Origin of the sequence: Hyphomicrobium sp., from assembly GCF_036262015.1 — a bacterium.
GTDB lineage: Bacteria > Pseudomonadota > Alphaproteobacteria > Rhizobiales > Hyphomicrobiaceae > Hyphomicrobium_C.
Map to the genome: position 1 here is coordinate 500,369 of NZ_DATAJR010000008.1, position 25,571 is coordinate 525,939.

Genomic DNA, 25,571 nt, shown 5'->3' on the forward strand with positions numbered 1-25,571 from the left:
GTTTGGTGAAAGTTCAGCCGACCCCGCGCCCCGACAGCGCATCACACATGAAAACGCCCGGAGGCGCAAAGTGTTCCTCCGGGCATCCGGTGCTTTGTGCCGCTTCGTAGCCTAGGAATCAGACTTGGTCTTCAGGAATTCGATGATGAGCTTCCGTTGTTCGGGGTCGGCTACGCCCCCGAACGGCTTCATCGTCGTGCTCGAAACCAGGGCTGTCGGGTTGGCGATGAACTTGTCCAATGTGGCTTCGTCCCACGTCATGTCCGCGGTGAGGCCGCCGGAGTACCCCTTGAAGCCCTTCACTTGTCCGGCTTTTGCCCCGACGATCCCGTGCAAGGTGGGACCAAGCCGGTTGTCGTCGGGCTTCGTTGAGTGACAGTTGCGGCAGTGCGTGTTGAACGCAACTTGGCCAGCGTTTTCTCCCTGGCCTGGTTGCGGGGCTGCGCCTTCACCGGCGATTGCCGCGACGGGCAATGTGGCGAAAGCGGCGGCGATAAAAATGGCGCGTCGGATTTTCGGCATGCTCCTGCCTCCGATTATCGTTGTTGCTCCGATAATGGGAAAAACGCCCGGTCCGAAGGTAGAGTTCCTATTCGAAAGTACGGAGGGAGGTGCCAGTACGGCTCTAGGTCGGAACGCCAAAGCATTCGCTGGCGTATGCCTCACTCCGCCAACGTACGCTCCCTCGCAAAAATCGACGGCGAGTCACTGTATCAGGTATGGGCGAACATCTTCGCAGGCTGGCACGTATACTTGGACACATAGAAATTGGGATGTGCCTCGGTCCACTTCGCGCCTTCAATTTGTGAAGCGATGAGGCATCCCATCAGCCCGACATGCTCCTCGAGCGGAATGGGATTGGCTTCTCGGCAGGCCGCGCCGGCCACAACAGAGCAAACTGTGAAAACGAGTTCGTACACAGCGGCCTCCGAGTATTTGTTGCTTTTTCCTCTCGGGTCAATTCTGGCCGCTGACGATGGTTCCCCGGCGTGAACCGCTTCTCCATCTTTCTCAGGCAGCGCGACCCGGCATTCCTGAGGCTGCGAACGCAATTTTGCATGCGGGAACAGAGGCTCTCCGTGGGCGTTCCACAGCCATGCGACAAAGGAGCTTCGAATTGTGATGGGCAACAAGCGCCATAGAGAACGCGCTTCGCTTCTCGTTCTTGGAAGCGTGGCGCTTTGTATTTCAGTCTCGCCGCTGGAAGCGCAAACTCCGCCTGCGGGCAAGCCAGCTACGCCCCCGGAGGTCATGGAACCGCCGAGTGAAAACCAAACGCCGCCCGTGGACCCAAACGACGGTTCCAAGCCAAAAGAGCCGCTTTCGAAAGAACTGCGTGAAGGCGAGGGCGTGCTGGAGCCGCCGAAGGGCGTTGATCCCGGCATCGAAAAGGGTGTGCCCGAAGACTTCAAAGGAACGATGCCAGTCATTCCGCCTCCTGGTGAGCCCGGCGGCAACCAGGACGTTCACCCGAAGTGAGTGCGTTCAACGAAAAAGGCCGCAGTTTGAGAAGCTGCGGCCTGTGCTTTCATCCATCGGTTTTTTAACCCCAGTTGCGCATGACTTCCGCAGCAGGGTGGGCGAGGTGAACGTGCCGATCCACGTTCTTCACCCAACCCAACGGAATGTAGTGGTGCTTGCCGTCTGCGGCGGGATCATTTTTGGTAAGCTTGATCACATCGGCGCCTTCGCAGTGGTCGACTGTGCCAACGTGCTCACCGTCCGAGCCTACGACTTCCATGTGCTCCTTGATCTGCGATGAATCGATCATCTCTTTTACTCCTTGTTTCTTGTTACTTGGGGGTCCGCGGCGGTCGTTGGTCTTCGCCGCCTTGCGCGGCTCCTGCTCTTCGCTGATCTCAGCCTGAACGCTGGGAGGGATCGGAGGGCCGGGAAGCACAGATCGCATACCGGTATCAACGGCACCGTGTTTGACGGTCACTGCGTCACGCACGGCCTCATCGGCACGTTCGGTGACTTCTTTGTCGGACGCACTCTCCGGCGTCTTTTCAAGAGATGCCGGTTTTCTGGTCTTGTTCGTGGTGTTGATCATGACGCACTCCCGGTTTGACGTGCCAAATAGGCCCGACAAACCAACGCGCGCGGAAAATGTGGGTTCCGCGCGCGCTGGGGGGGTGTTACGCGCCTTTGAGTTTTCCGCGCGCGGGTTCTGGCGTGGCTTCGGCGACGGGACCGCCGCGGCGCAGGTAGTGTTCACCGATGTTGAGCAAGATCGGTGCGGCGATAAAGATCGACGAACTCGTCGCGAGGACGAGGCCGAACAGCAGCGTCAGCGCGAATTCGCGCAATGCCGGTCCACCGAAGAGAGCCAGCGGCGCGATCGCCAAGAACAACGCGATTGAGGTGCCGATCGTTCTCGACAAAGTTTCGTTGATGCTGCGGTCGATGACCTCGCGCAGCGGGACGCGCTTCGATCGCACGAGGTTTTCGCGGACGCGATCGTAGACGACGACCTTGTCGTTGATCGAGAAGCCCATGATGGTGAGGATCGCGGCAATCGAGGTCATGTTGAACTCGAAGCCCGTCAGCGCCAGGAAGCCCACTGTCTTGGTGAGGTCCAGGAACATCGTCACGATCGCGCCGACGGCGAAGGGCCATTCGAAGCGGAACGTGATGTAGGCGAACATGGCGATGGCCGCGAGGCCGAGTGCCCATATGCCGTCGTTCAGCAGCTCCGCACCGATGGACGGGCCGACGACCTCAACGCGGCGGATCTCCGCTCCGGGTGCCGCTTTCTCGACGGCTTCCTTGGCGTGCTGCAGAGCTGCCTGTTGCTGCTCCGTCGTCCCCTCGGGATGCTCGAAGCGGAGAAGCACGTCATCCGGTGCGCCAAAGCGTTGGACCTGAACGGGGCCGAGGCCCGCATCCATGAGCGCGCTTTGCAGGGCTGGAGCATCGGCGGGGGCGGGTGTCTTGGCTTCGATGACGACGCCACCCGCAAAGTCGATGCCCATCTTGAGGCCGGGGTGGAACGCCAGGCCGATTGACGCCAAGCTGATGAGCGCCGAGACGATCAGTCCCGAGTAGCGGGCCCGCATGAACGCGATTGCCGTGTGATCCGGGAAGAAGCGGAAGCGCGTGCCGATGGTCAGCGTTTTCGGGCGCGTCCGCTGCAGCCACCAAGCCGTGAGCAGACGAACCAATACGATGGCCGTGAAGATCGACACAATGATGCCAAGGCTGATCGTGACAGCGAAGCCGCGGATGGCGCCGACACCGACGACGAACAGGATCAGCATTTTGATGAGGGTCGTGAGGTTGGCGTCCATGATTGTCGTGTAGGCACGGCGGAATCCGGTTTCTATCGACGCGATGACGCCGTTCCGTTTGCCGAGCTCCTCGCGTGTGCGCTCGTTGATCAGAATATTGGCGTCAACCGCCATACCGAGCGCGAGCAGGATGCCGGCCATGCCGGGCAGGGTGAGGGTCGCGCCCATCATGGACAGGCCGGCGATGGTGAGCGCCAGATTGACCACAAGAGCCACGGCCGCGAACAGGCCGAAGCGGCCATACGTCGTGAGCATGAAGCCGACGACGAATATGAAGCCTGCGATGATGGAGTAGAGGCCCGCTCGGATGGCGTCTGCACCGAGGCTCGGTCCGATGGACCGTTCTTCGACAATGGTGAGTGGCGCAGGCAACGCGCCGGCCCGCAGCAGCACGGCGAGATCGTTGGCCTCCTCGACGGTGAAGTTACCGCTGATCTGGCCCTGACCGCCGATGATGGGCTCGCGGATTACGGGGGCGCTGATCACCTTGTTGTCGAGCACAATCGCGAACGGCTGACCAACGTGTTTGGTGCTCACGTCAGCGAAGCGGCGTGTGCCGATCGAGTCGAGACCGAAATCGACAACCCAACCGCCGGCGCGCTGGTCGAGCGCAGCGGTCGCGCGCGTGAGGTTCATGCCGTCGACCTCGACGTGGCGGCGAACGGCAAGCTTGGGTGTTCCTTCAGCCTTGTTCGCCATCGGCAGAAGTTCGACGTCGGGGCCGGCCGGCGTGCCTTCCGGCGCAACGAGACGGAATGTCATTTTTGCGGTCGAGCCCAGGAGGCGTTTGATGCGGTCGGGATCGGACACGCCCGGCAGCTCGACGAGCACCCGGTTCTGACCTTGACGGGCCACCACGGGCTCATTGACGCCGGTTTCGTCGATACGGCGGCGAACGATGGAAATCGACTGCTGAACGGCCTTGGACGAGAGGTCGGTCACCGCTTCAGGATTGAGCGTCAGGTTCAGCGTGTTGCCGTCGGTTTTCGGCGAGAAGACAAGAGCATGTGCCGGACCGTCGACCCGTTCTCTCAGAATATCATTCAGAGCCTGACGGCCAACGCCCAGTTGCGTTTCGTCGGCGAACGTCACGCTGACGCTGTCCTTGCCCGCCACGATGGACGTGAAGGGTACCTTGGCCTTCCGTAATGTCTCGGCGACCGTGGAGCGCGTGCTGGCGATGCGCTCCTTGATAACGGAGTTCATATCGACTTCGAGCAGGAGGTAGGAGCCTCCCTGTAAATCGAGACCGAGATTGACGCGGGGTTGAGGAACCCAGGCCGGCAAGGAGCCGTGCGGAAGGAGGTTAGGGATGCTGAGCAATACCCCAAAAAGGCAGAGCCCCAGGATGAGCGTGGTTTTGAAGCGCGAGAAGTGCAGCATGGCCGAAATCCCATGTACGACCGCCGCTTCGGGCATGTCCCGAATACGGATGCGGTTTATGGCCGAAGGCCACCCAAAGCGCCGCTTTGGGTGGATCGGTGTGAAATATCTTGTGGTGGCGAATAGGCGCCTTAGCGCTAGGGACTAGGCGCGCGGTGGCGCGCGCGTGCGTCCGTCGCGGATGCGATCGGCGCCAATGTGTAAGGTCGCGCTGTCGGGGTAGGCCGAATTCGCGCTACCGCTCCAAGGTCCGAACTCGCGGCCTTGGGTGTCGACGTCCGTGCCTGGGTCTGCCGCTCCGCCGAGACTGAGCGACGGATCGACCACGTCGAGGCGCAGGGACGCCGGCTTGCCCGTCGTGCGCGCGTCTGTGTTGTGCTCGGACGCGGACAGACCGCCCGCAAGGGTGCTGTTGGGTCCAAACGCAAACGCGCCGGCGAGCGTGCTCAGAAGCACGGCCAGCAGTGTAGACCAGGATTTCCGGCTTCCAAGCCGGCCACGGAGCCGGTGCGTCACGGCAATCGCCCTATGTCAGGATGTCCCCAACATAGGGCGTGCCCGCCAAAAAGCTAGCCACAAGGCGTTAATGCCGGGGGATCTCCAGGGCGATGGCTGTGGCTTCGCCGCCGCCAATACAGGCCGAGGCGACGCCTTTTGCAGCTCCAGCCCGGCGCAGGGCGTGCAAAAGCGTGACGATCAAACGCGCCCCGGTGGCGCCGATCGGGTGGCCTATGGCGCAGGCGCCCCCGTTCACGTTGAGACGGTCCCGGTCGATACCCAGCTCCTTCTGGGCGGCCATGGCGACCACGGCGAAGGCTTCGTTCACCTCATAAAGGTCGACGTCGCCTGCGTTCCAACCGGCCTTGGCAAGAACCTTTTGCATGGCCGGGATCGGTGCCGTTGTGAACCACGCGGGCTCCTGACTGTGCGTGGCATGAGCGCGGATGGTGGCGAGCACCGGCAGTCCCTCGCGGTCGGCAATGGAGCGGCGTGTCAGCACGAGAGCGGCGGCGCCGTCGGCGTTGGCCGAGGAACTGGCGGCGGTGATCGTGCCATTTGCGCGGAAGGCCGGCTTCAGCTTGACGACTTTCTCCGGCGAGACCTTGAACGGGTTCTCGTCGGACGAGACGATCCTGTCACCTTCTTTGGTTGAAACCGCGATCGGCGCGACTTCATCCGCGAAAGCGCCGGATTTGATGGCAGCCTGCGCGCGCTTCAGCGTCTCGATGGCGAACGCATCCTGATCGGCGCGCGTGAATTGGTACCGCTCGGCGGTTGCCTCGCCGAAGTCTCCCATGCTGCGGCCCTTTTCATACGCGTCCTCAAGGCCGTCGAGCAGCATGTGATCAAGAATGCGGTCGTGACCTGCGCGATAGCCGCTGCGGGCCTTTGGCAACAAGTAGGGAGCGTTCGACATCGACTCCATGCCGCCTGCGATGACGATGTCCGCCGACCCCGCGCGTAGAAGATCGTGAGCCAGCATGGTTGCCTTCATGCCGGAGCCGCACACCTTGTTGATCGTCGAGGCTGGCACGGCGTCTGGAAGTCCAGCCGCGCGGGAGGCCTGGCGTGCCGGGGCTTGACCCTGGCCAGCCTGCAGAACGTTGCCGAAGAGTACTTCGTCAACCTTTTCAGGAGCCAAGTTTGCGCGCTCCACCGCGACGCGGATTGCGTGCGCGCCGAGCGCGGACGCGCTCAGCGGTGCGAGCTCTCCCATGAAACGGCCGAGTGGTGTTCTGACTGCTGACGTGATGACGACGGGATCCGACGGGGTCATAGTCAATTCCTCCAAGACCGCCGCGAACCGGCTGGTCATGCCGGCGAAAATAATATATGATGATCATAATACAATATCTCCCACGCGCTTGTGATGCTGTGTCGCGCAGTCTTAGATCCATGACGGACGGTTTGGAGGTGAAGGCATGATTGCGCGTACGGTGGCATCGGCGCTTCGCGCACGCGACGTTCACTATGGCTGGGTGGTGGTCGGCGTCACGTTTCTCACCATGCTGGTGACAGCAGGTGCCGTCGGCGCGCCGGGTGTTTTCATCGAGCCGCTCGAGAAGGAATTCGGATGGCGGCGTGACGAGATCTCGTCGGCGCTGGCGATCCGGTTCGTGCTGTTCGGCTTGATGGGCCCGTTCGCGGCTGCGTTCATGAACAGGTTCGGTGTTCGTCATGTCGTTCTGGCGGCCCTTGCGATCATTCTGGCGGGGCTCGCCGCATCCCTCTTCATGAATGAGGTCTGGCAACTCATTCTGCTCTGGGGTGTTGCCGTCGGCCTCGGCACGGGCCTGATGGCTATGGTTCTCGGTGCGACAGTCGCCATGCGCTGGTTCTCCGAGCGCCGCGGTCTTGTCATGGGGCTGCTTGCCGCCAGTACGGCTTCGGGGCAGCTCATTTTCCTTCCGGCTCTCGCGAAGGTCACAGAGGTCTTGGGATGGCGGCTGGCGCTGGGGCTCGTGTGCGGTGCGCTTGTCATCTGTGCGTTCGCTGTCGCCGCGCTGATGCGAGAGCGTCCAGGTGACGTCGGTTTGCCCGTGTATGGAGAGACCGAGGTCAAACCTCACGTCGAGAGCCCGGGCGGGTTTGTCGCTTCACTGCTCGTTCCGTTGCGTGTTCTTCGCGAAGCCGCCGGCTCGGGCGTGTTCTGGATTTTGTTCGGAACCTTTTTCATTTGCGGCACGAGCACAAACGGTCTCATCCAGACGCACTTCATCCCCTTGTGCGGGGACTACGGTCTCGCGGCCGTGAGTGCGGCGGGCATCCTGGCGATGATGGGCATTTTCGATTTCTTCGGGACACTTGGGTCCGGATGGCTGTCGGATCGTTTCGACAATCGCTTGCTGCTCTTCTGGTACTACGGCCTTCGCGGCCTTTCGCTGATGTATTTGCCATTCAGCGACTTCACTATCGTCGGGCTTACCGTCTTTGCGATGTTCTACGGCCTCGATTGGATCGCAACGGTACCTCCGACCGTCAAGCTCACGGCCGAGCGATTCGGGGACGGCAAGGCCAACATCGTGTTCGGTTGGATCTTCGCCGGACACCAGCTCGGAGCGGCGTCTGCCGCCTACGGCGCGGGACTGACCCGCACCGTGTATGAAACCTATCTTCCGGCGTTTTTCGTCGCCGGTGCGCTGTGCATCGTTGCTGCGCTTGCGTTTGCGGGACTTCGCATCCTGGAAGGTCCGAAGCGCTTGGCGCCGCTCGCGGCATGATGTGTCTCAGGAATAGGAGGACGAGACTATGCCTCGCGTTTCGCGCAAACAGGCTGATCAACATCGGATCGAGGTCATCGAGGCCGCGTCGCGGCTCATTCCGGAGCGCGGCATCGACGGCGTAAGCGTGCCAGCGCTGATGGCGCAAGCGGGCCTGACGCACGGCGCTTTCTATGGCCATTTCCCCTCGAAGGATGCGCTCGTCGTCGCAGCGTGTGACGCGGCCTTCGAGGAGAAGAGGAAGTTCTATGACGATATCCTCTCTCGTCATCGGGGTGACGGGGATGCCGCACGCCAGGTTTTCATCAAGCGCTATACGCGCACGAGCCACCGTGATGAGCGAGCAGAGGGATGTCCAATGGCGGCGCTGTGCGGCGACGTCGGACGGGAGGGCCGCAAGGGACCCATTCGGGCCGCGTTCGCCGCGGGCGTGAATTCACTTCTGGAGCGCATGTCGTCTTTGCTCTCGCGCGGCAAGAAGAAGGCCTCGCGCGAGGAGGTGCTGACGACCGCGAGTCTACTCGTGGGGGCGCTGGTTCTCTCGCGCGCGACTGAGGGGCACCCGGTCTCCGAAGAATTCCTGGCGGCAGCCCGCAAGGTTCTTCTTGAAGATTGACGCGTCGTGCGTTTGTCTTGTTACGGAGTTTTGTGCGTCTGCGTGCGCATCGCATTTCGAAGGGAGAGACCACATGCTGTTCGGTTTGGACGGGTTCACGCTCTTTCACGTTGCGCTCAGCCTCCTCGGTATCGCGGCGGGCTTCGTCGTGGTCGGCGGCTTTTTATCGAACGCGCAGCTTGATGGCGCGACGCTCGTCTTTCTGGCGGCCACGGTGGCAACCAACGTCACCGGGTTCGGGTTTCCATTCGTTCAGCTTCTGCCGTCGCACATCGTTGCGATCATTTCGCTCGTGGTGCTCGCGGTGGCGATCTATGCGCGCTACTTCACGTCGCTGCATGGCATCTGGCGGCCGGTCTACGTGCTGAGCGCGACGCTTGCGCTCTACCTCAACGTCTTCGTTCTGGTCGTGCAGACGTTCCTGAAGAATCCAGCCTTGAGTGCGCTCGCGCCGACGCAGTCCGAGCTCCCGTTCACGGCGACGCAGGGCGTCGTCTTGATCGCGTTCCTGCTTCTCGGCTGGTCGGCTGTGCGCCGTTTCCGCGCGGTGTAATTGCCCTTCACGGGGCGATTGTTGTCGGGATGCTGCTTGCCGCGACGGCTTCTCCAGTGTCGAAGGCCTTGTCGTCGCGATTGTAGAGATCGTTTCGGAACTGGACCGCGCCGCCGTCGATCCACGCCGTGAGATAGATGAAATGGACGGGCACCGCGGCTGGCAGCTTGATGGTTGGGCGCGCGCCGGAAGCAATCGACTGCTCGATCTTCTCGCGCGTCCAGCCGCCGTATCCGTCGATTACCCAAGCCGCGAGATCCAAGTAGTTCTGAATCCGGACGCATCCGGCGCTGATGGCGCGCTCGAAATAGCCGAAGAGGTTCTTCATCGGCGTGTCGTGCATATAGACGATGTGCTTGTTCGGCATGTCGAAGCGCAGCACGCCGAGCGCGTTCTGCGGGCCGGGGTCCTGGCGGAAGACGTAGCGTTCCGCTTCCGGTCCCCACCAGTTTACGGTCGCGGGATCGATCTCTTCGCCGCCGAACGAGGAGAACACACGGATGCGCTCCTTGTAGAGGTAGGCGGGGTCTTTGCGGATCATGGGCACCAGAGCAGCCTTGGCGATGGTGCCGGGCACGTGCCAGTAGGGCAGGAGGTTGATGGCCTGGATCTGCGCGCTGACGACCGGAGTCGGCGTTGCACGTTTTCCTGCGATCGTCCGGCTCGTGATCTCGACACGGCCGCCGCGGATGCCCTGCAACTCGAAGCTTGCCGCGTTCATGACAATGTATTTCGGCGCGGCTGTTTTCGGCAGCAGCTCACGCATGCGTGCGAGATTCAACTGGAGCTGTTTGAGACGTGTCTCAGCCGGTACGTTCATCAAGCGCTGCGTGATGCCGTAGACGATGCCGGTCGGTTCGACGCCATTGCGGAGCTGATACCGCTTGACGGCGTCCTCGAGCGCCCGATCGAAGAGGTAGCGGTCTGATCCGTTTGGCCGCAGCTCTCCTGATATTTCGAGCCGCCGTTTTACGATAGCAACTTCGGCGCCGCTGTCGCCGGGGCGCAAGGTGATGCGGTCAGGGATACGCGGCCAGCCTCCGGCGGAGACGATGCGCTGATAGTAATCGATCGCTTGCAGCATCTGCTGCTCGGCTTGCGGGCTCACCCAGGGCTCGAAGCTCGGCTCGGGCGGCGGAACACGTTCACGTGCGCTCGCAGCTGTCGCATGGAGCATGAGCACAATAACGCACGCCAGCATCTGCACGGCGCGTGCGGATATGCGGAGAGACTGACGGCGAGGTGCTGAACTCATGCGAACCGTGGCCTTCTCTCACCACATGGGCGGCGCGAACTGAATACCGCCCCGTTTCCATAAGGCGTTGATGCCGCGATCCATGCCGAGGGGGCTTTGCTTGCCGAGGTTGGCGTCGAAGATCTCGCTGTAGTTGCCGGTCGCTGCAATCACATTGCGGAGCCACGGCTTGGGTAGTCCGAGCTTTTCAGCGCTGGCGGCAGCTCCGTCGACAAGGCGGCGTGCATCGCCTTGCATCTCGCCTGAACCAGCCGCAGTCTCGCGATCGAGCCCAACTTCCTCGGCGTTGATCAAGCCCGCCAAGGTCCAGCGCACGATCTCGGACCACGTGCGGTCGCCTCCGGCGACGACGGGTCCGAGCGGTTCCTTGGAAATCACTTCGGGCAATACCGCGTGTTTCGCAGGTTCCGCGAAGCTTGCACGATCCGAGAACAGCGCCGAACGGTCGCCGGAATAGGCATCGCACTTGCCGGACGCATAGGCGTCGAGCATTTCCTTGCGATCGGGATAGGTTTGCGTTTCAACCTCGAGGCCGTGGGCTTTGAAGTAGTAGGCCATGTTCTGTTCGGTGGTCGTGCCTGCTTCTACGCAGATCTTGAGGCCGGCGAGCTGTTGGGCGGAGACGAGGCCGCGGTCGTCGCTCGTCATGAAGCCCTGGCCGTCGAAGTAGAGAACGCCCGCGAACTCGAGACCCATGTCGACGTCGCGCGCCATGGTCCAGGTGGTGTTGCGCGCCAGGAGATCGATCTTGCCGGACTGGAGGGCTTCGAAACGCTCATTTGTTTCGACGGGTACGAACTCGACCTTCTTCGCGTCCTCGAAGACAGCCGCTGCGACGGCCCGGCAGAAATCCGCGTCGAGACCGAGCCATTCACCCGTTTGGGCTAGCGCCGAAAATCCAAGGAGACCGGTGTTGACGCCGCAGAGGATCTTGCCGCGCTCCCGCACGACCTGCAGCCGCCCTTCGCTTGGCGCGGGCAATGCGGTAGGCGCGGGACTGGCTTGGGTGGGGGGTGACGTCGCGCCTGTCGTGATCGTTCGTACGACCGGAGGAGCCGGTGCGGCATCCATTGTGGCAGGAGCGTCTGCGGCCGGCTGTGTTTGGCCTGCGGCTGCCGCCGCTGGAGCAGCGTTTGCGTCCTTGGCGCGGGCTGCTTTCGTGCAGACGCTCTTGTTGACGGTGGTGAATTCGCCCGGCCCGCCACCTTCGACTTTGCAGGTGCACGGCCCGCTCGGTCCATCGCGCAGCGCGCAAAGGCGCGCCGCTTCGGCATGTTGGGAAACGAGGCATGCGGTCACTGCGAGAGGCGCAAGCAGCCCCGCGCGTAAGCCGATGGTCATCCGAGCACCTTCGTCTTGTGTTCAAGCCCTCGCCAAAGGTTCTATGGCCGCAGACCCGATCTGACAAGCTAAGGTTCTAGGCCGCCTCGCTCTATGCGGTGTTCGGACTGTGTTAGAAGTGATACGCGCGCTCGCCGTGCTCGGTGAGATCCAGGCCTGTGCGCTCGCGGTCCTTCGCCGGGCGCAGGCCAACGACAAGATCGACAAATTTATAGAGCACGGCGGAAATCAGACCTGACCAGATAAGCGTGAGCGCCACGGCCTTGAGCTGGGCCTGCATCTGAGCGCCCATGTCGTATGTGACGGTTATTTGGCCGGGTTGGGTGATGTAGTCGGCGACGCCCGTGCCGCCGAACTGCGGGGCGACGAGGATGCCTGTGGCCAGCGCACCGACAATGCCGCCGATGCAGTGCACGCCGAACACGTCGAGGCTGTCATCGTAGCCCAGCTCGCTCTTCAACCAGGTGCACGCCACGTACCCGACAATGGCGCTTACGACGCCGAGCACGATACTGCCCATCGGGCCCGCGAAGCCGGACGCCGGAGTGACTGCGACGAGTCCGATCACCATACCTGTAATGAGGCCGAGGGTGGTTGGCTTTCCTTTGACGATCCATTCCGTGAAGGCCCACGTGAGAGCCGCTGCGGCCGTGGCGCCAAAGGTGTTGCCCATGGCGAGGGCCGCTGTTCCGTTGGCCTCCAGGTTCGATCCGCAGTTGAAGCCGAACCAGCCGACCCACAGCAGCGCTGCGCCGACCATGCTGAGCGTGAGCGAGTGGGGCGGCATCGGCTCGCGTCCATAGCCCGATCGGGGGCCAAGTATGAGGGCGCCAACCAATCCGGCGATGCCTGCATTGATGTGCACGACCGTGCCTCCGGCGAAGTCGATGGCGCCCCATTGGAACGCGAGGCCCGAACTTGCCATCAGGCTCTGCAATTTTGCGTCCGCCGCCGCCTTGGCATCACCGGTTGCCGACGCTGCCGCGCGTGCCGCGTCGCTCAACGCATCGGGGCCGGGCCAGTACCAGACCATGTGGGCGATCGGGCAATAGACGATCGTCACCCAGAGCGCCATGAAGAGGAGTATTGCAGAAAATCGCATTCGTTCGGCGAATGCGCCTACGATGAGCGCGGGCGTGATCGCCGCGAAAGTCATCTGAAACCAGACATAAGCATATTCGGGTACATAGACACCGTTGGAGAATGTGGGAGCGGTGGAGTCCGGTGTGATGCCGGATAGGAACGCCTTGGAAGGTCCGCCGACGAACGGAGCAAAACGCGGATCCGTGCTGAAGGCGAGGCTGTAGCCGTAGATCATCCAGATCAGACAGACGAGGCAGACGGTCGCGTAAACCTGCATCAGCATCGCGAGCGCGTTCTTGGTGCGGACGAGGCCACCGTAGAAGAGCGCCAGACCGGGAACCGTCATGAGCAACACAAGCGCGGTCGAGACCATCAGGAACGCGGTGTCGCCTTTGTCCGGAGCGGCAGCCGCAGGGCTGCTTCCGCTAACGATCGCAAGTGACGAGATCACGAGGAGAGCGCGCATCCTGGTCATGGCGGTCGTTCCTATTTCGCGTGCAATCGGTTGGTCATCCGCGCTGATGTTGTTTCCTGGTCATGTCGCTCGGAGCAAGCAATGTGCCTGTTTGGGTTCTGGCCATCGGAGTCTGTAGGAATACTACTATTTGCTCTCGCATGACTTTGGAAAATGGGTAAGGAACCCACTGTTTCCTGCCACATGCTTGTGCTCATTGCCCAAATGTCTGTCAGCTTGGGCCGCTTGGCGCCGAACTCCAACCCATTATAGTGGCTTGATCTTATGATGGCTTTATTCGGCCTCCATAGGGACGTCTGATCTGCTGTGCGGACTATGGGTGCGCGTGCGTTTGGCACATTGGGTGGGATTGGCTCGCATGGGACACGGCGATGAACCCAAGCTGGATGAACTCAAGCGGCTTCTTCGCCGTCTCGACGGACTCGATACCGGCAAGGGCGTAGGACAAGCGACCGCCGGAGCGGGCGACGATGACCAACGTGGCTATGTCGGCGCGTTGCGCGGAATGCCCGCGATTCAAGGTGATGATCCTACTTCGCACCTCTCGGTATCCGACGCGAAAAAATCAGGAAATTCTGCCATATACTTGGCCGCTGCTGCGGCGGCGGCCATATCGACGGTCACGGTGTATCTTCTCATGTCGCAACCCGAAGAGCCGGGTGTGCGCGGGGCGAGGCCAGCCCTGCCGTCCGAACGGGGCATGCCGAGCAAGATCGAGATGCCATCGGGCTCTTCTGGGCAGAACCAGGACGCAGTAAACGGCCTTGTGCGCAGGGCGGAGGCGCTGCTCGAGAGCGGGAAAATTGACGCCGCGCGCGAACTTCTTCAGCAGGCGGCGGAACAGGGATCAGGTCCGGCAGCCCTGAAGCTGGCCCGCAGCTACGACCCGGCGCGCTCGGGGGCGGTCAACTACGCCGACAGCCAAACCAATGCAGCGCTGGCCCAAGCTTGGTATGAGAGGGCCCTTGCTCTCGGCAACCAGGAAGCGGCCGCCTATATCTCCGAGCCAGGCGTCAGATAACCGCACCCAGCCTCGTTCGTCCGGACGTGTTTCGGCCACGACTTCAATTGTTCATGTTTTAGGTCTCAGCATTCGGCTGGGCGTTGCAAACTAGGGGGAGGATCAAGGCACTTGCAGGCAACTAGGTCGGCGGAGAATCCGTCCCCGGGCCGCATCGGAGGCAGGCTGGAGGACCTCAGAAAGCAGTTGCTCAGCTGCGGCGACGTGCTCGCCGGGCTCGTGGAGCCCGCTGCTCGACCGCTGATTGCCGACGCCCTGTATCAGTTGCGCGAGCTTGCGTGCCGTATTGCCGTTGTTGGTCAGATCAAATCCGGCAAGAGCTCGTTTATCAACGCCTTCATCCGGAACCCAAGCTTCCTTCCGACCAGTGTCACTCCTTGGACGACCGCCGTCACCAACCTGCATTTCGGCCAGACGCCCTCCAGCCGGTTTTCCGCGATCTTCTCCTTCCTACAGAAGGAGGAGTGGGCGGACCTTGCGGCGGGCGGTGGAAAGATTCGAGAGCTAACAGAACGGCTGGTTCCCGGTTTCGAGCCTGAGCTCCTCCAGCAACATGCCGAGATGTTGCGAACTCGGGCCCAGGAAAAGTTGGGACCCGAATTCGAACTGTTGCTTGGGCAGGCGCATCTTTTCGAGGCCCTGCCTCCCGGCATGCTCGAGCGCTATGTCTGTTCCGGAGATTTCGCAGGGCCCGGTCAGATCGGCAGGTACTCGGACATTACGAAAAGCGCTGACATCTACTGCCAGCAAGGTCCGTTCGCGTTTCCGTGTACGATCATCGATACGCCTGGAACCAACGATCCGTCTCTCATTCGCGATGAGATCACGCGCCGATGCCTCGGATCGGCCGACATGTACATCGTCGTGCTGACGGCGCGTCAACCCCTGTCTGAGAACGACGTCGCGCTGCTTCGCATGATGCGCGGGCTCAACAAGGATCGCATCGTCGTATTGATCAACCGCATCGACGATCTATCCGATGTGGATAGTGAGTTGCCGAGAGTCTTGTCCTACGTTCGTCAACGGCTGGCCGTCGAGTTTCCCGGATCCGCGATCCCTGTCGTCTCTGGCAGCGCATGGTGGGCGAGCCAGGCGATGGCATTCGACCCGCAGGCGGCTACGCGAATTCTCCAGCGCCGCTCGGCCAGCTCGCTTTTGCGAGCCGGGCTTCTGCGTCCGGACGAGTTGACGCCAGCAAATTTCTCATCGCCTGACTTCTGCGAGCGGCTGAGGCAATCGCTGTACGCGATGTCGGGTTTACCCGCGGTTAATCAAGTGATCGATGGCCTCATGGGGACGGCCCGTCCGGCCTATGTCCTGCGGCAGAGCGCAAAGTCCTTCGCCGAGATGGCGCGGGCGTGCGAGAGCGCGGCGCGCAGTGAGCTTCAGCTCCTGCTTGCTGTGCAAGGCGATGCACGCGATGCGGCGGGATCTACGGAAAAGCGTTCGATCTACGAACGCGAGCGGGACCTACTGGCAGAAGTTGCAACAAACATCGAGGCGTCGGCATCTGGAATCGAGGCCCAGCTCAACCGGATCATTCAAGAGGAACGGGACAAGTTGCGCGCCACGTTGCAAGTCACGATCGACTTTCACGCAGCGCGCGAGCGCGACGTCCTTATCGATACGCTTTCGCGAGGGCGCCCGCCGAAAGTCTGGACGCACGAGGGTGTCGAGCTCAGGCGCGCGCTCGCGAGCGAGTTCCGGCGAGAATTCGAGAATGCAGCTTTCCGCCTCAGGTCGTTTCATGCGCGGGTCATTCCAGAGCTGCATAGGCTGATGCGTACTCTGGTCCCGGAACCAGATCTCGCCGATCCGCTTGGCGAAGGAATCGCGATTCCAGCGCCGACCATCGCGCCGCTCAGCAGGTTGTTGGTTCTCGATCTTGAAAACAAGAGGTGGAGCGCCTTCTGGAGCCGGCAGCCGTCTTCTGAAACATCGGGTGCAAAAATCGAAGCGCTGATCAGAGAGGAGTTCTCACCCATTGCCGACGAGCTGGCGCAACTTGCGGGATACGCTTTCCGTGACTTCAGCAGCATGACGATCAAGTGGTCATTCGGAGCGTGCCGCAACATACAGCACGCTCTAAAACGGCGGCTCGAGTACTTGCTTGCGGAAATGGGGACTGCGCCGGCGCAGGGGCCGAAACCAGGGGACGCCGTCCACACCCAGGCGCAACGCCTCAAAGACACGGAAGCTCTGACGCGTCATCTCGATCACCTCGCTCAGTACATCGACACGATTCTGAAGGCGGAGGCGCCTAGAGTATGAGTAGAGCATCCGAGCTGTTTCTGAAGCGAATGGCTGCAGCGCGGGAACGGTTGCTTGCGACGCGCATCAGCGATCCCGCATTGGCCTACTGCGTTGCCGGTATTTCCCGCGTGGAGGAGTCCCTACGTCGTCCGCTTCGGGTGGTCGTTCTCGGTGAGTGCAACTCGGGCAAAACATCAGTCACGGATCTTCTCATCGGGAACGGGTTGCTTCCGACGAGTGTGGTGGCCAACACGCATATTCCGGTTCTCGTTACTCATGCTCCAGCGGCCGCCATCTTCGGGATCGACGCAAAGGGAAACCGCATCAGAGTCGATGGGAACAGTGATGATCCGCTGACCGATCGGACGTTTCAGGCGCTTCAGATCTCGTTGCCGCTGGAACGGTTGCGGCGTTTTCAAATTCTCGATACGCCATCCGCAGGTAACCCAGCCGCCTTTGTGGGGGATGCCGACATCGTGCTTTGGTGCACGGTTTCAACACGTGCATGGACAGAGAGCGAGCGAGCCACCTGGCTGGGTTTGCCCAAGCGTTTCGGCCGAAACTCGCTGCTCGTCGCGACGCATAAGGACGGGCTTCAGACGGACGATGACGTTGAACGCGTGCTGAACAGATTGCGCGGTCTCACGGGCGGTCTTTTTCGCGAGGCCGTACTCGTTTCCGCCGAAAGCATCGACGACCAATCCGTGGAGTTCGAACAGGACAGCGGAGCCGAGGCTTTGCGCAGTGCCATCGATCGTGTCGCCAGCGACATCGTCGACCGGCGGACGCAGAAGGCCGAGAAAATCGTTCGGCGCTTGGCTCGCCTGGCATTCCATCAATTCGCACTGGACGAGGTTCGGCTCGAAACGGTCGAATTGTTACGAAGCTGGGAGGCTCATGCATTGGCGCTGGTCGATCAGCTTTCGGAAGGGAAGAAAACGGCCCCCCAGACCATCGAGGCTCTGCTCGTCGCTTATGCGGACTATGCGGAAAAGCTAAGGCCGGGCGTCGTCACCGGCGACAGCGTACCGGTGCTTCGTTCGCAGGCCCTGACGGTACCCATGCAATGGCCCAATCAGAGCCTGCCAGCGACGCGCCTCGTACGGACGCTGGTGTCGGATCTGACGGGTTTGCTCAGGATGCTGTCAGGCAATTCGATCTTCATGGATCCGACGGTGAAAGCCGAGTACCAGACGGCACGGGCTATCCTGCTCACGCTCGCGGATCTCGATGGCGCGTTCGACGCGCTGGGGAAGATGCTCGGCACGCCGCTCGTTTCTCCGAGCCCGGCCTAACTTTTTATCCGCTTCCAAATAAAAATCGCGGCGCTGACCAGGAGCCAGCGCCGCGATTTCAGACTCCCCCCCGGGAGGATTTAGGCGGCCTTTGCGGCCGCGCCGGTCGGCACTTCTGAGATCGTCTTCAGGACCTGCGAAGCAATCTGGTAGGGATCGCCCTGAGAGTTTGGACGGCGATCCTCAAGGTAGCCCTTGTAGCCGTTCCTGACGAAGGAGTGAGGAACACGGATCGAAGCGCCGCGGTCGGCCACGCCGTAGCTGAACTTGTTCCACGGTGCCGTCTCGTGCTTGCCGGTCAGACGCATATGGTTGTCCGGGCCGTAGACGTTGATGTGATCCATCAGGTTCTTATCGAAGGCCTTCATCAGCGCCTCGAAGTAGTCCTTGCCGCCAATGGTGCGCATGTACTCGGTCGAGAAGTTGCAGTGCATGCCCGAGCCGTTCCAGTCGGTGTCGCCGAGCGGCTTGCAGTGGAACTCGATGTCGATGCCATACTTCTCCGTGAGGCGGAGCAGCAGGTAGCGCGCGATCCACATCTCGTCGGCGGCCTTCTTGGAACCCTTGCCAAAGATCTGGAACTCCCACTGCCCCTTGGCCACCTCGGCGTTGATACCTTCGTGGTTGATGCCGGCCGCGAGGCAGAGGTCGAGGTGCTCCTCGACGATCTTGCGCGCAATGTCGCCGACGTTCTTATAGCCGACGCCCGTGTAGTACGGACCCTGCGGAGCGGGATAGCCGCTCTCGGGGAACCCGAGCGGACGCCCGTTCTTGTAGAAGAAATATTCCTGCTCGAATCCGAACCAGGCGCCCGGGTCGTCAAGAACGGTTGCGCGATTGTTCGACGCGTGCGGGGTGACGCCGTCCGGCATCATGACTTCGCACATAACGAGCACGCCGTTGGTGCGGGCCGGGTCGGGGAAGTGCGCGACGGGCTTCAGCACGCAATCGGAGCTGCGACCCTCGGCCTGCATCGTGGAGCTGCCGTCGAAGCCCCACAGCGGGAGATCGGCGAGATCCGGGAAGGAACTGAATTCCTTGATCTGCGTCTTGCCGCGCAGGTTCGGTACCGGCGTATAACCGTCAAGCCAGATGTACTCGAGCTTGTACTTCGTCATCGAGAGTCGTCTCCTCGGTTTAAACGCAAATCGCTGGCGCGCCCTGAGCGCGGTCCCGGCGCGAGGTGGCAGGACCCGTCACGCGGGGCCATCCTCGTGTCGCCAGGGCGTCTTGCTGATGAAGCGGTGGGCGATACGTGCGGACAGCTCAAGAATTGATCTGCCGCGCTGCATCCAATTTCACCCCGTGTACGAAACGTAAGCATTCAGTCGGCAACGCGTGTTTCCATTGAGGGTCTACGCGTAGAAGCGACGCTCGTTCGCTTCCGCAAAATGCTAGCCAAATAAGCATGAAGTTTCATGCACATAGTTTAGGCAAATGCTGATATTTAACGAGCAAACTGTCTACTCTGTGTGCAACAATGACCTTATGTCGACGTTATGCGTTGAGCCTGTAGCGCAGCAGCAATAACCGAGAGACTGAAGTCATGCTTGAGAAGGCACCTCACGAATCCGCGAAGATCTATCAATTCCCCATCGGGGGGCGGGCGGGTTTCGCCATCCAACGCGAAACCGCAGCGTCTGTTTCGACGTTCAAACCCGCGCCGGTTGCGGCGGCAGTGGCATGCGGTAGCTGGTATCATGACGAAGCCATCCGGCAGGAAGCCGAGCAGGCGCGAGAGCGGTAACGACCAACGTTGCACCTCTCGAACGGAGCGCGGGCGCGTATCCTGTTGCTGATCGCTAGCCGAAGATCGACCAGCCCATACGCTTGGCGAGCGTTTCGAGGGCAATCCGGCCCAGGTGTGAATTGCCCGCATTGTCGAGGCCGGGTGCCCAGACGGCGATGGAGGCCTTTCCGGGTGCAATAGCGAGAATGCCACCGCCGACGCCACTCTTGCCTGGCAATCCGACGCGATAGGCGAATTCGCCCGAGCCGTCATAGTGACCGCACGTCAACATGATCGCATTGATGCGCCGTGCACGCTCGCGGTGAACGACGGAAAGGCCGGTCGATGGGTTGCGGCCTTCGTGCGCCAGGAAGCGTCCGGCCATCGCAAGTTGTTTACATGACATCGCGATGGCGCAGTGGTGGAAGTAGACGCCGAGCGTGAAGTCCACCGGGTTCTCGATCACGCCGAAAGACTTCATATAATTGGCGAGCGCGATATTGCGGAAGCCGGTGCGCTGTTCCGAAGCGGCGACCGCCTTGTCGATCGTGATCGCCGGATCATCGGCCAGGAATCGCATGAAGCGCAGGATTTCGCCCAGTGCCTCCCGGGGCTGATGGCCGGACAGGATCACATCCGTCACGGCGATTGCGCCTGCATTTATGAAGGGATTGCGCGGAATGCCCTGCTCTCGCTCAAGCTGCACAATAGAGTTGAACGGGCTACCCGAAGGCTCGCGGCCGACACGCGACCAGAGCCGGTCGCCGACCTTGCCAAGTGCGAGCGTCAGCGTGAAGACCTTTGAGATGCTCTGAATCGAAAACGAAGTGTCACTGTCGCCGGCCGCCGCGACGTTACCGTCTGCGTCGATGACGGCAATGCCGAATGCATTCGCGTCAACCCGAGCCAGTTCGGGAATGTAAGTTGCGACTTCGCCTCGATCCGGCCGCTGTCGCATCTCGTCGGCGATTTCATTTACGACGAGGTCGAGATTGGGCACTTCGCGTCGCGACTCTCTGTTGCATCCCCATGTCCGAGATGTTGGCCGAAGACGCTCCTCGTGACAACTCCCTACTTCCGTCGGATCTCGAGGCCTCAGGCCGAGGTCGTCCTGTGGCCTCGAGCGACGCTTCCGCCGGCCGGGGTGCTCAGCCAGCCGGCGGAACTCTGTCTGGAGTGCTCCTAGTCGGAAACGTGTTGCCACTTTTCCGGACGCACTCTTATCCGGCACTTACTCCGCGGGGCTTGCCGTGAAGTTGCCGATGATCGCCTTGTGGTGCTTCGACTCCATCACCAGCTGCCAGCCGATGAACAGGACGAAGAAGCCGAGGATTGTGCCCGCGAAGGCAAATTCCATCCCGTGAAACGGATAAACCGCGGTCACTTCAGGAAGCTTCGCAAGCGACGTGATACCGGTGTTCATGTGTGAACTCCTTATGTTTTGCACGTGTGACTAGATCTTCGCCCGGCCTTCCTTGAGCTGAAGCTTTTCAAAGGCTGCTTCAGCACCGGAGAGGTTCGGGTAGGTCGTGGAGGATGCTTCGCCGTCGAGGCCGGTAAGCTCGACTTTCGGATCGACGCGAAGGAGGCCGAAGACCTTGAGCAGGTAGCTCAGGACGTAGCCTGGGATGAAGCCGAAGCCGATGGCGAAGATGAGCGAGCAAATCGCGTTGCCCATCGGGGTCACGATCGGAAGGCCTTCAGCATTGGTGCCGAACCAACCTGCGCCCTCGGAGAGAGCGACAAGGGTTCCGGCGCTCGGGTAGATGGCCGGATACCCCCACAGCGCGAAGCCCGCGACGATGCCACCGAAGAGACCGCAGTAGCCGTGAACGGCGACTGCGCCGACCGCGTCATCGAGCTTGAACTTCTTCTCGACCCAGTTGTGGAGGTAGTAGGCCATTGCCGTGCCGACGACAGCGATCACGAAGGCAAGGACCGGGTGGTAAAGATCGTTGCCTGCGCTGGCGCTGATTAGGCCGGTGAGGCCGCCCGAGAAGGTCCAGAAGGCGTTGCCACCCGAGACCATGTAGGCCGTCATCATGCCGGCGAAGAGGGCCAGCAGGAAGTTCATCGTGACGCCCGACAGCGTGATCGGGAAGCCGTAGATGTTGGTCGCGGTCCAATAGGCCGGCTGGCCTTCGGCCGCGATGTTCGCCATCGGGATGTGGCATGCGGCGTAGAAGCCGAAGAAGCCGACATAGATCATGAAGAGACCGATGGTGACCATCCAAGGATTGTGCGCCGGGATTTCACGCGGCTCGCCATCGGACGAGAACTTGCCGATACGCGGTCCGAGATTCATCAGGATGCCCAGTGTCGCGAAGCCCGCAACGCTGTGCAGAACCGCAGAGCAGTACTGGTCGTGGAAGCCGAGATACTGCGTCATCCAGCCGTTTCCGGCCCAGCCCCAGGCAGCCGGAAACACCCAGGCGATGGCGCCGACGTAGACAGCGATGATGAGAAAGCCGACGGTCTTCGCGCGTTCGATGATCGAGCCCGAGACGATCGATGCGGCGGTCATGCCGAAGAGTGCAAATGCGCCCCAGAACACGCCCGAGATGCGATCGGAGAGGTTCGGTGCGAGCTTCTCAGACCAAGGCTCGAAGCCGGTCGCGAAGCTCACGGACGTGGAAGCTACGGGCCATCCCTGGAGACCGATGTAGATCCACATGCCAAATAAGAAGAACGCGAGGCCGACCACCGGGATCGCCATCGCGTTCTTGAGAAGGGTGTGCTGAACGTTCTTCGTTCGCGCCACGCCGACTTCGTACATACAGAAGCCGATGTGAATGAAGAACATCAGGACGATTGTCAGAAAGAAGTAGAACTCCGTGAACAGCGTCAGCATCGCTGTCGATTGGTCAGTCATGTAAGTCTCCCCTGCCTACTCGCAGTGCGCAGCCCCAGCCCTGCAAGCCCATCGCAAAAGAATGCGTGTGCTCAAGCGCCCAGCCTTTTCTCCATAGGCAACGTTTGTGCCAGCCATGAAAGAAAGGCGGACGCGCGTGGGCCAAGGATCGGCAAGGGACGGTGAAACCTAGGTTTTTCACCGTCTACCAAGGCTCCTGCGTATTGCTCGGATGCCTGCTGGTGCGTTCGAGTCGCCATCTCTCTGCTTGCCGCTGCTCAAGCGGTGGGCGCGCAGGGAGAAACTGCTTATTATTCAGCCGATGTTCGATGGACGCTTTGAGCGTGGCGGGTTTTGCGGCTTCAGGGCTGCTGCTCCGGCGCTTTGCCGGCGCCGGACAACAGCTCCGAGATCCAGGACGTCTCAGGGCTCTGCTCGAAGACGGTGAGGAGCGCGATTGTGAGCGGCACGCCCATGAACGCGCCGGGGATGCCCCAGAGAAGGGCGACGAAGAAGACTGAGAACACGACGAGCAGCGGCGAAATCGAGAGGGCCGTGCCCGAGAGCCTTGGCTCGAGATAGCTGCCAATGAGGAATTGGATGACGCTCGCTCCGGCGAGGATCGCTGCCGCAGCTTCCCATGACTGGAATTGTGCGACGGCAAACAGCGCCGGCAGGATGGTTGCGAAGAACGGGCCGATAAAGGGAATGAAGTTCAGGACGAAAGCGAGCACACCCCAGGCCATTGCCAAGTCAACGCCGAGCAACCAGCAGAGCGTTCCGACCATCAAGCCCGTCAAAGCGCTCGCAACTGCACGGATGACGGCGTATCTCCGGAATTTGGTGGCGATGACGGCGCCCGCTGCCAGGATCCTTCGACCGAGGTCGCCACGCTGTAGGGTTTCGAGCTTCTTCTTGAATACGCCGACTTCGAGGAGGCCGAGCATCATGAAGATCAAGACAAGGATCGTAAATCCGACCAAACCGTAGGCTGTCGATGCGATCTCTTGGAATGGGCGCGCGAGCCAGAGTACGTCGAAGCGGTCGACAAAGAGGCCGACGACGTAGATGCCATGGGTTTCGAGCCATTGGGTGACGTTGACGTACAAGTCGTGCATGTGTGCCGCGTTGAGCGCCAGCCAGCGCCCGACTTGTCCGATGGCCCAAACCGTCAGCGCTAGCAGCCACCCAAGGGCCGCCGTGGTCGCGAGCAACGTGATGGCGAGCGCGGCAAGCTGGGGAAGCGTTGTCTCGAGGCGCTTCTGGACCGGCCAGACAACAGCAATCGCAAACATGGCCACAGCGAAGGGGGCGAGTACCGAGCGCGCAAGATAAAGGCCCGCAACGGTCAGGATGGAGGCGCATACGATCGGCGCGATACGACGGCTTTCCAGACCAATCACGACTTAGAGCCCTTTCCCGCCTTGTCGATTTTTGACTTTTCTTCTGGCTTCGTCCGTTCGCCGGGGACGCAGACGCGCTGCGGTTGCAAGAGGCGCATAGCCTGCTTCTCCGTGGCTTCGAGGGTATGGATATAGAAGTAGGTCTCGAGATCGTTGGTGGCTTCCATGACCGGAGAGGGGGCCGATACGATGATCATTCCACCGCACTCTCCTATCCAGTCGATATGCCGGTGGCCGTGCATCAGAACCGCTCGGCTGGCCAGAGGCCGCAACCTGCGTAGGAACCAGTTTCCGTTGACCAATGCCGTGCCGATGCGTTCCGAAAGCACCTTCGCCGCACGCGGATACTCAATCACATGATGATGGAGACCGATCAGCCAGTGCGCGCGAGGATATTGGCGCGCCAGGATCTCGATGCCGCGCATCTGCTCTTCCGGAATCATGCCGAGCGCGTTCGTAAAGGAGAAGTGAGAGTCGGAGTTCGAGTTCAGAAGAATAAGACCAAGCCCGTCGTCGGCGCGCGGGGGAACGGCCATCGGGAAAACGTCATTCCACAGGGTCGATACTGCTGTCGAAAAGGCCGGACGACCCGTATCGGCGAATTTGGCGATCTGATCCGCTGGATCTTTCAATTTGGTCGAGAGCGTCTGGCCTAAGCGTTGCGTTGTGTGGTCTACGACGTGAACGCGTGTGCCTTGAATGGCATTGATCGCGGACAGTGTGCGGATTTTGCGTAGCCGACTGTTGGGGCCGATGCTCAAGTCCAGCCGCGCTGGGTTGGCACGATCGACAATGTTGAGGTCGTGATTGCCTGGCAGAATGAAGACGCGATCTCGGAGTGTCGGAAAGTCCGCCACGATGTCGAGGAACTCGGCCCATTCCGAAGCGCGCCCGGCGTCGGTTGCGTCTCCCGAAATCAAAATGAGATCGAGGGGGGCTGCGGCGTCGATCCCTTCCAGAATATCAAAGACGCGGCGAACCCTGGCGTTTCCCTGCGGTCCAGTCCGGCCGCTTTCGATACGGAAGCCATAACGCTCCCCCACGATGTGCAAATCCGACAAATGAGCGACACGCCACGTCCGCTCGGTGGGTGAGGGCGACGGCTTGGTATCGACGATCAGGTCGCGGGGCGGCGGCATCGTCATGTCCGCGAACGCCCAGAAGAGAGCGGCCACCGCGAGATACGCACTCGCCAACACGAGCGTGTTTGCAAGTGTGATCCAGGCAAGTGTGCGCGGTGCCAGCAGATCGGCGCTCTCGCCGATCCAGCGCGAATGCGGCCACGCAAGCAGGAAAATTGCGACGGCGAAGGCCGTGATCAAGACACCTGCGAGAGGCGCCGCCCATGCGCGCATATGTTCGCGGTACTTGATCTCTGCGCTTTCTGGAAGCATCCACTCTGCCAGGTGACGCAGGATCTCCCGGCACATGGTGTAGGCCGGCTCGATGGCGAGCGCGTTGAGGGACCAGAAGCTTGCTTCCGCTAGGTGGAAGAGCTTGCGCCCGAACATCCAGCCGATCGTCAGGAGTGCAATGAAGATTGCGAGCGGCACGATTCCGAACAGGGACGTCGAAATCTTGCCGCCGACCTTCGCGATCCAGGCCGTCACAATCAGGGGCGAGAGGCCGACGATAACCGCAGGCAAGATCACCAGAAGAAGCCACGCCACGATCAGCTTCGGAAGGCTGACCTCGACGAGCAGGCTTCCTGCGAGCGAGAGGAGCGAGTGGCTTTTGGTGCTGGAGGCATCGTCCTCGATGTCTCCCTGTCGTGGATCAACGATCATATGCCGGCTGTTCCC

The 25,571-nt window shown here is 61.3% G+C and carries 23 protein-coding genes; 8 read left to right on the top strand and 15 right to left on the bottom strand.

Annotated features, from left to right (window positions below; genetic code table 11):
- Positions 1-111 precede the first annotated feature (111 nt).
- Complete coding sequence (locus VHO05_RS11120) at positions 112-522, bottom strand: c-type cytochrome (RefSeq protein ID WP_329646650.1); 411 nt, start codon at positions 520-522, stop codon at positions 112-114.
- Positions 523-713: 191 nt separating this feature from the next.
- Positions 714-920, bottom strand: coding sequence for a hypothetical protein (locus VHO05_RS11125; protein WP_329646651.1), 207 nt, complete (start codon positions 918-920; stop codon positions 714-716).
- A gap of 202 nt (positions 921-1,122) precedes the next feature.
- On the opposite strand from VHO05_RS11125, the gene VHO05_RS11130 reads away from it, so the two are divergent.
- A complete protein-coding gene (locus tag VHO05_RS11130) occupies positions 1,123-1,479 on the top strand; it encodes a hypothetical protein (RefSeq protein WP_329646652.1) in 357 nt (118 codons plus the stop codon).
- 64 nt (positions 1,480-1,543) lie between these two features.
- Here VHO05_RS11130 and VHO05_RS20240 read toward each other — a convergent pair whose 3' ends face one another.
- The 4 genes from VHO05_RS20240 to VHO05_RS11150 form a co-directional block, all read right to left on the bottom strand.
- Positions 1,544-2,053, bottom strand: coding sequence for a DUF2171 domain-containing protein (locus tag VHO05_RS20240; RefSeq protein ID WP_414653749.1), 510 nt, complete (start codon positions 2,051-2,053; stop codon positions 1,544-1,546).
- Between the two features lie 85 nt (positions 2,054-2,138).
- A complete protein-coding gene (secD, locus tag VHO05_RS11140; RefSeq protein ID WP_329646653.1) occupies positions 2,139-4,673 on the bottom strand; it encodes a protein translocase subunit SecD in 2,535 nt (844 codons plus the stop codon).
- A 144-nt stretch (positions 4,674-4,817) separates the two neighbouring features.
- Positions 4,818-5,189: a hypothetical protein gene (locus VHO05_RS11145; RefSeq protein WP_329646654.1), complete on the bottom strand. Its 372-nt coding sequence runs from the start codon at positions 5,187-5,189 to the stop codon at positions 4,818-4,820.
- Positions 5,190-5,256: 67 nt separating this feature from the next.
- The gene (locus VHO05_RS11150; RefSeq protein ID WP_329646655.1) at positions 5,257-6,450 is read right to left on the bottom strand and encodes an acetyl-CoA C-acyltransferase; all 1,194 of its coding nucleotides are present in this window, start codon (positions 6,448-6,450) and stop codon (positions 5,257-5,259) included.
- Positions 6,451-6,595: 145 nt separating this feature from the next.
- Here VHO05_RS11150 and VHO05_RS11155 point away from each other — a divergent pair, with 145 nt between their 5' ends.
- The 3 genes from VHO05_RS11155 (at position 6,596) to VHO05_RS11165 (ending at position 9,063) form a co-directional block, all read left to right on the top strand.
- Positions 6,596-7,894, top strand: coding sequence for an MFS transporter (locus VHO05_RS11155; protein ID WP_329646656.1), 1,299 nt, complete (start codon positions 6,596-6,598; stop codon positions 7,892-7,894).
- A 28-nt stretch (positions 7,895-7,922) separates the two neighbouring features.
- Positions 7,923-8,510, top strand: a complete 588-nt coding sequence (locus VHO05_RS11160) for a TetR/AcrR family transcriptional regulator (protein WP_329646657.1) — start codon at positions 7,923-7,925, stop codon at positions 8,508-8,510.
- A 73-nt stretch (positions 8,511-8,583) separates the two neighbouring features.
- A complete protein-coding gene (locus VHO05_RS11165) occupies positions 8,584-9,063 on the top strand; it encodes a hypothetical protein (RefSeq protein WP_329646658.1) in 480 nt (159 codons plus the stop codon).
- Between the two features lie 7 nt (positions 9,064-9,070).
- On the opposite strand, the gene VHO05_RS11170 is transcribed toward VHO05_RS11165, so the two are convergent.
- The 3 genes from VHO05_RS11170 to VHO05_RS11180 all read right to left on the bottom strand — a co-directional run bounded on the left by VHO05_RS11170 (position 9,071) and on the right by VHO05_RS11180 (position 13,217).
- Complete coding sequence (locus VHO05_RS11170) at positions 9,071-10,318, bottom strand: L,D-transpeptidase family protein (protein ID WP_329646659.1); 1,248 nt, start codon at positions 10,316-10,318, stop codon at positions 9,071-9,073.
- Between the two features lie 18 nt (positions 10,319-10,336).
- Positions 10,337-11,659, bottom strand: a complete 1,323-nt coding sequence (locus VHO05_RS11175) for an amino acid ABC transporter substrate-binding protein (RefSeq protein WP_329646660.1) — start codon at positions 11,657-11,659, stop codon at positions 10,337-10,339.
- Positions 11,660-11,771: 112 nt separating this feature from the next.
- The gene (locus VHO05_RS11180) at positions 11,772-13,217 is read right to left on the bottom strand and encodes an ammonium transporter (protein ID WP_414653750.1); all 1,446 of its coding nucleotides are present in this window, start codon (positions 13,215-13,217) and stop codon (positions 11,772-11,774) included.
- A 358-nt stretch (positions 13,218-13,575) separates the two neighbouring features.
- Here VHO05_RS11180 and VHO05_RS11185 point away from each other — a divergent pair, with 358 nt between their 5' ends.
- The 3 genes from VHO05_RS11185 (at position 13,576) to VHO05_RS11195 (ending at position 17,786) form a co-directional block, all read left to right on the top strand.
- Entirely contained in the window at positions 13,576-14,238 is a 663-nt protein-coding gene (locus VHO05_RS11185) for a hypothetical protein (RefSeq protein WP_329646661.1), read from the top strand.
- A 111-nt stretch (positions 14,239-14,349) separates the two neighbouring features.
- A complete protein-coding gene (locus VHO05_RS11190) occupies positions 14,350-16,509 on the top strand; it encodes a dynamin family protein (RefSeq protein ID WP_329646662.1) in 2,160 nt (719 codons plus the stop codon).
- Positions 16,506-17,786, top strand: coding sequence for a hypothetical protein (locus VHO05_RS11195; RefSeq protein WP_329646663.1), 1,281 nt, complete (start codon positions 16,506-16,508; stop codon positions 17,784-17,786). The genes VHO05_RS11190 and VHO05_RS11195 overlap by 4 nt, the downstream gene beginning before the upstream one ends.
- A gap of 80 nt (positions 17,787-17,866) precedes the next feature.
- On the opposite strand, the gene VHO05_RS11200 is transcribed toward VHO05_RS11195, so the two are convergent.
- Positions 17,867-18,904, bottom strand: a complete 1,038-nt coding sequence (locus VHO05_RS11200) for a glutamine synthetase beta-grasp domain-containing protein (protein ID WP_329646664.1) — start codon at positions 18,902-18,904, stop codon at positions 17,867-17,869.
- Between the two features lie 428 nt (positions 18,905-19,332).
- Here VHO05_RS11200 and VHO05_RS11205 point away from each other — a divergent pair, with 428 nt between their 5' ends.
- Positions 19,333-19,533: a DUF2735 domain-containing protein gene (locus VHO05_RS11205; RefSeq protein WP_329646665.1), complete on the top strand. Its 201-nt coding sequence runs from the start codon at positions 19,333-19,335 to the stop codon at positions 19,531-19,533.
- Positions 19,534-19,588: 55 nt separating this feature from the next.
- Here the strand turns inward: VHO05_RS11205 and VHO05_RS11210 are convergent, their stop codons facing one another.
- The 5 genes from VHO05_RS11210 to VHO05_RS11230 form a co-directional block, all read right to left on the bottom strand.
- Positions 19,589-20,515: a glutaminase gene (locus VHO05_RS11210; protein ID WP_329646666.1), complete on the bottom strand. Its 927-nt coding sequence runs from the start codon at positions 20,513-20,515 to the stop codon at positions 19,589-19,591.
- Positions 20,516-20,746: 231 nt separating this feature from the next.
- The gene (locus VHO05_RS11215) at positions 20,747-20,938 is read right to left on the bottom strand and encodes a hypothetical protein (RefSeq protein ID WP_329646667.1); all 192 of its coding nucleotides are present in this window, start codon (positions 20,936-20,938) and stop codon (positions 20,747-20,749) included.
- A 30-nt stretch (positions 20,939-20,968) separates the two neighbouring features.
- Positions 20,969-22,387: an ammonium transporter gene (locus tag VHO05_RS11220; RefSeq protein WP_329646668.1), complete on the bottom strand. Its 1,419-nt coding sequence runs from the start codon at positions 22,385-22,387 to the stop codon at positions 20,969-20,971.
- A 341-nt stretch (positions 22,388-22,728) separates the two neighbouring features.
- The gene (locus tag VHO05_RS11225) at positions 22,729-23,769 is read right to left on the bottom strand and encodes an AI-2E family transporter (RefSeq protein WP_329646669.1); all 1,041 of its coding nucleotides are present in this window, start codon (positions 23,767-23,769) and stop codon (positions 22,729-22,731) included.
- Entirely contained in the window at positions 23,766-25,556 is a 1,791-nt protein-coding gene (locus VHO05_RS11230) for a metallophosphoesterase family protein (RefSeq protein ID WP_329646670.1), read from the bottom strand. The genes VHO05_RS11225 and VHO05_RS11230 overlap by 4 nt, the downstream gene beginning before the upstream one ends.
- Positions 25,557-25,571: the final 15 nt, after the last annotated feature.

What these genes read in the sequence shown, in the direction of transcription:
- VHO05_RS11120 (WP_329646650.1), bottom strand. Translation starts at nt 522, where the DNA reads ATGCCGAAAATCCGACGCGCCATTTTTATCGCCGCCGCTTTCGCCACA.
- VHO05_RS11130 (WP_329646652.1), top strand. Translation starts at nt 1,123, where the DNA reads ATGGGCAACAAGCGCCATAGAGAACGCGCTTCGCTTCTCGTTCTTGGA.
- VHO05_RS20240 (WP_414653749.1), bottom strand. Translation starts at nt 2,053, where the DNA reads ATGATCAACACCACGAACAAGACCAGAAAACCGGCATCTCTTGAAAAG.
- secD (WP_329646653.1), bottom strand. Translation starts at nt 4,673, where the DNA reads ATGCTGCACTTCTCGCGCTTCAAAACCACGCTCATCCTGGGGCTCTGC.
- VHO05_RS11150 (WP_329646655.1), bottom strand. Translation starts at nt 6,450, where the DNA reads ATGACCCCGTCGGATCCCGTCGTCATCACGTCAGCAGTCAGAACACCA.
- VHO05_RS11155 (WP_329646656.1), top strand. Translation starts at nt 6,596, where the DNA reads ATGATTGCGCGTACGGTGGCATCGGCGCTTCGCGCACGCGACGTTCAC.
- VHO05_RS11160 (WP_329646657.1), top strand. Translation starts at nt 7,923, where the DNA reads ATGCCTCGCGTTTCGCGCAAACAGGCTGATCAACATCGGATCGAGGTC.
- VHO05_RS11165 (WP_329646658.1), top strand. Translation starts at nt 8,584, where the DNA reads ATGCTGTTCGGTTTGGACGGGTTCACGCTCTTTCACGTTGCGCTCAGC.
- VHO05_RS11170 (WP_329646659.1), bottom strand. Translation starts at nt 10,318, where the DNA reads ATGAGTTCAGCACCTCGCCGTCAGTCTCTCCGCATATCCGCACGCGCC.
- VHO05_RS11175 (WP_329646660.1), bottom strand. Translation starts at nt 11,659, where the DNA reads ATGACCATCGGCTTACGCGCGGGGCTGCTTGCGCCTCTCGCAGTGACC.
- VHO05_RS11180 (WP_414653750.1), bottom strand. Translation starts at nt 13,217, where the DNA reads ATGACCAGGATGCGCGCTCTCCTCGTGATCTCGTCACTTGCGATCGTT.
- VHO05_RS11185 (WP_329646661.1), top strand. Translation starts at nt 13,576, where the DNA reads ATGGGACACGGCGATGAACCCAAGCTGGATGAACTCAAGCGGCTTCTT.
- VHO05_RS11195 (WP_329646663.1), top strand. Translation starts at nt 16,506, where the DNA reads ATGAGTAGAGCATCCGAGCTGTTTCTGAAGCGAATGGCTGCAGCGCGG.
- VHO05_RS11200 (WP_329646664.1), bottom strand. Translation starts at nt 18,904, where the DNA reads ATGACGAAGTACAAGCTCGAGTACATCTGGCTTGACGGTTATACGCCG.
- VHO05_RS11205 (WP_329646665.1), top strand. Translation starts at nt 19,333, where the DNA reads ATGCTTGAGAAGGCACCTCACGAATCCGCGAAGATCTATCAATTCCCC.
- VHO05_RS11215 (WP_329646667.1), bottom strand. Translation starts at nt 20,938, where the DNA reads ATGAACACCGGTATCACGTCGCTTGCGAAGCTTCCTGAAGTGACCGCG.
- VHO05_RS11220 (WP_329646668.1), bottom strand. Translation starts at nt 22,387, where the DNA reads ATGACTGACCAATCGACAGCGATGCTGACGCTGTTCACGGAGTTCTAC.
- VHO05_RS11230 (WP_329646670.1), bottom strand. Translation starts at nt 25,556, where the DNA reads ATGATCGTTGATCCACGACAGGGAGACATCGAGGACGATGCCTCCAGC.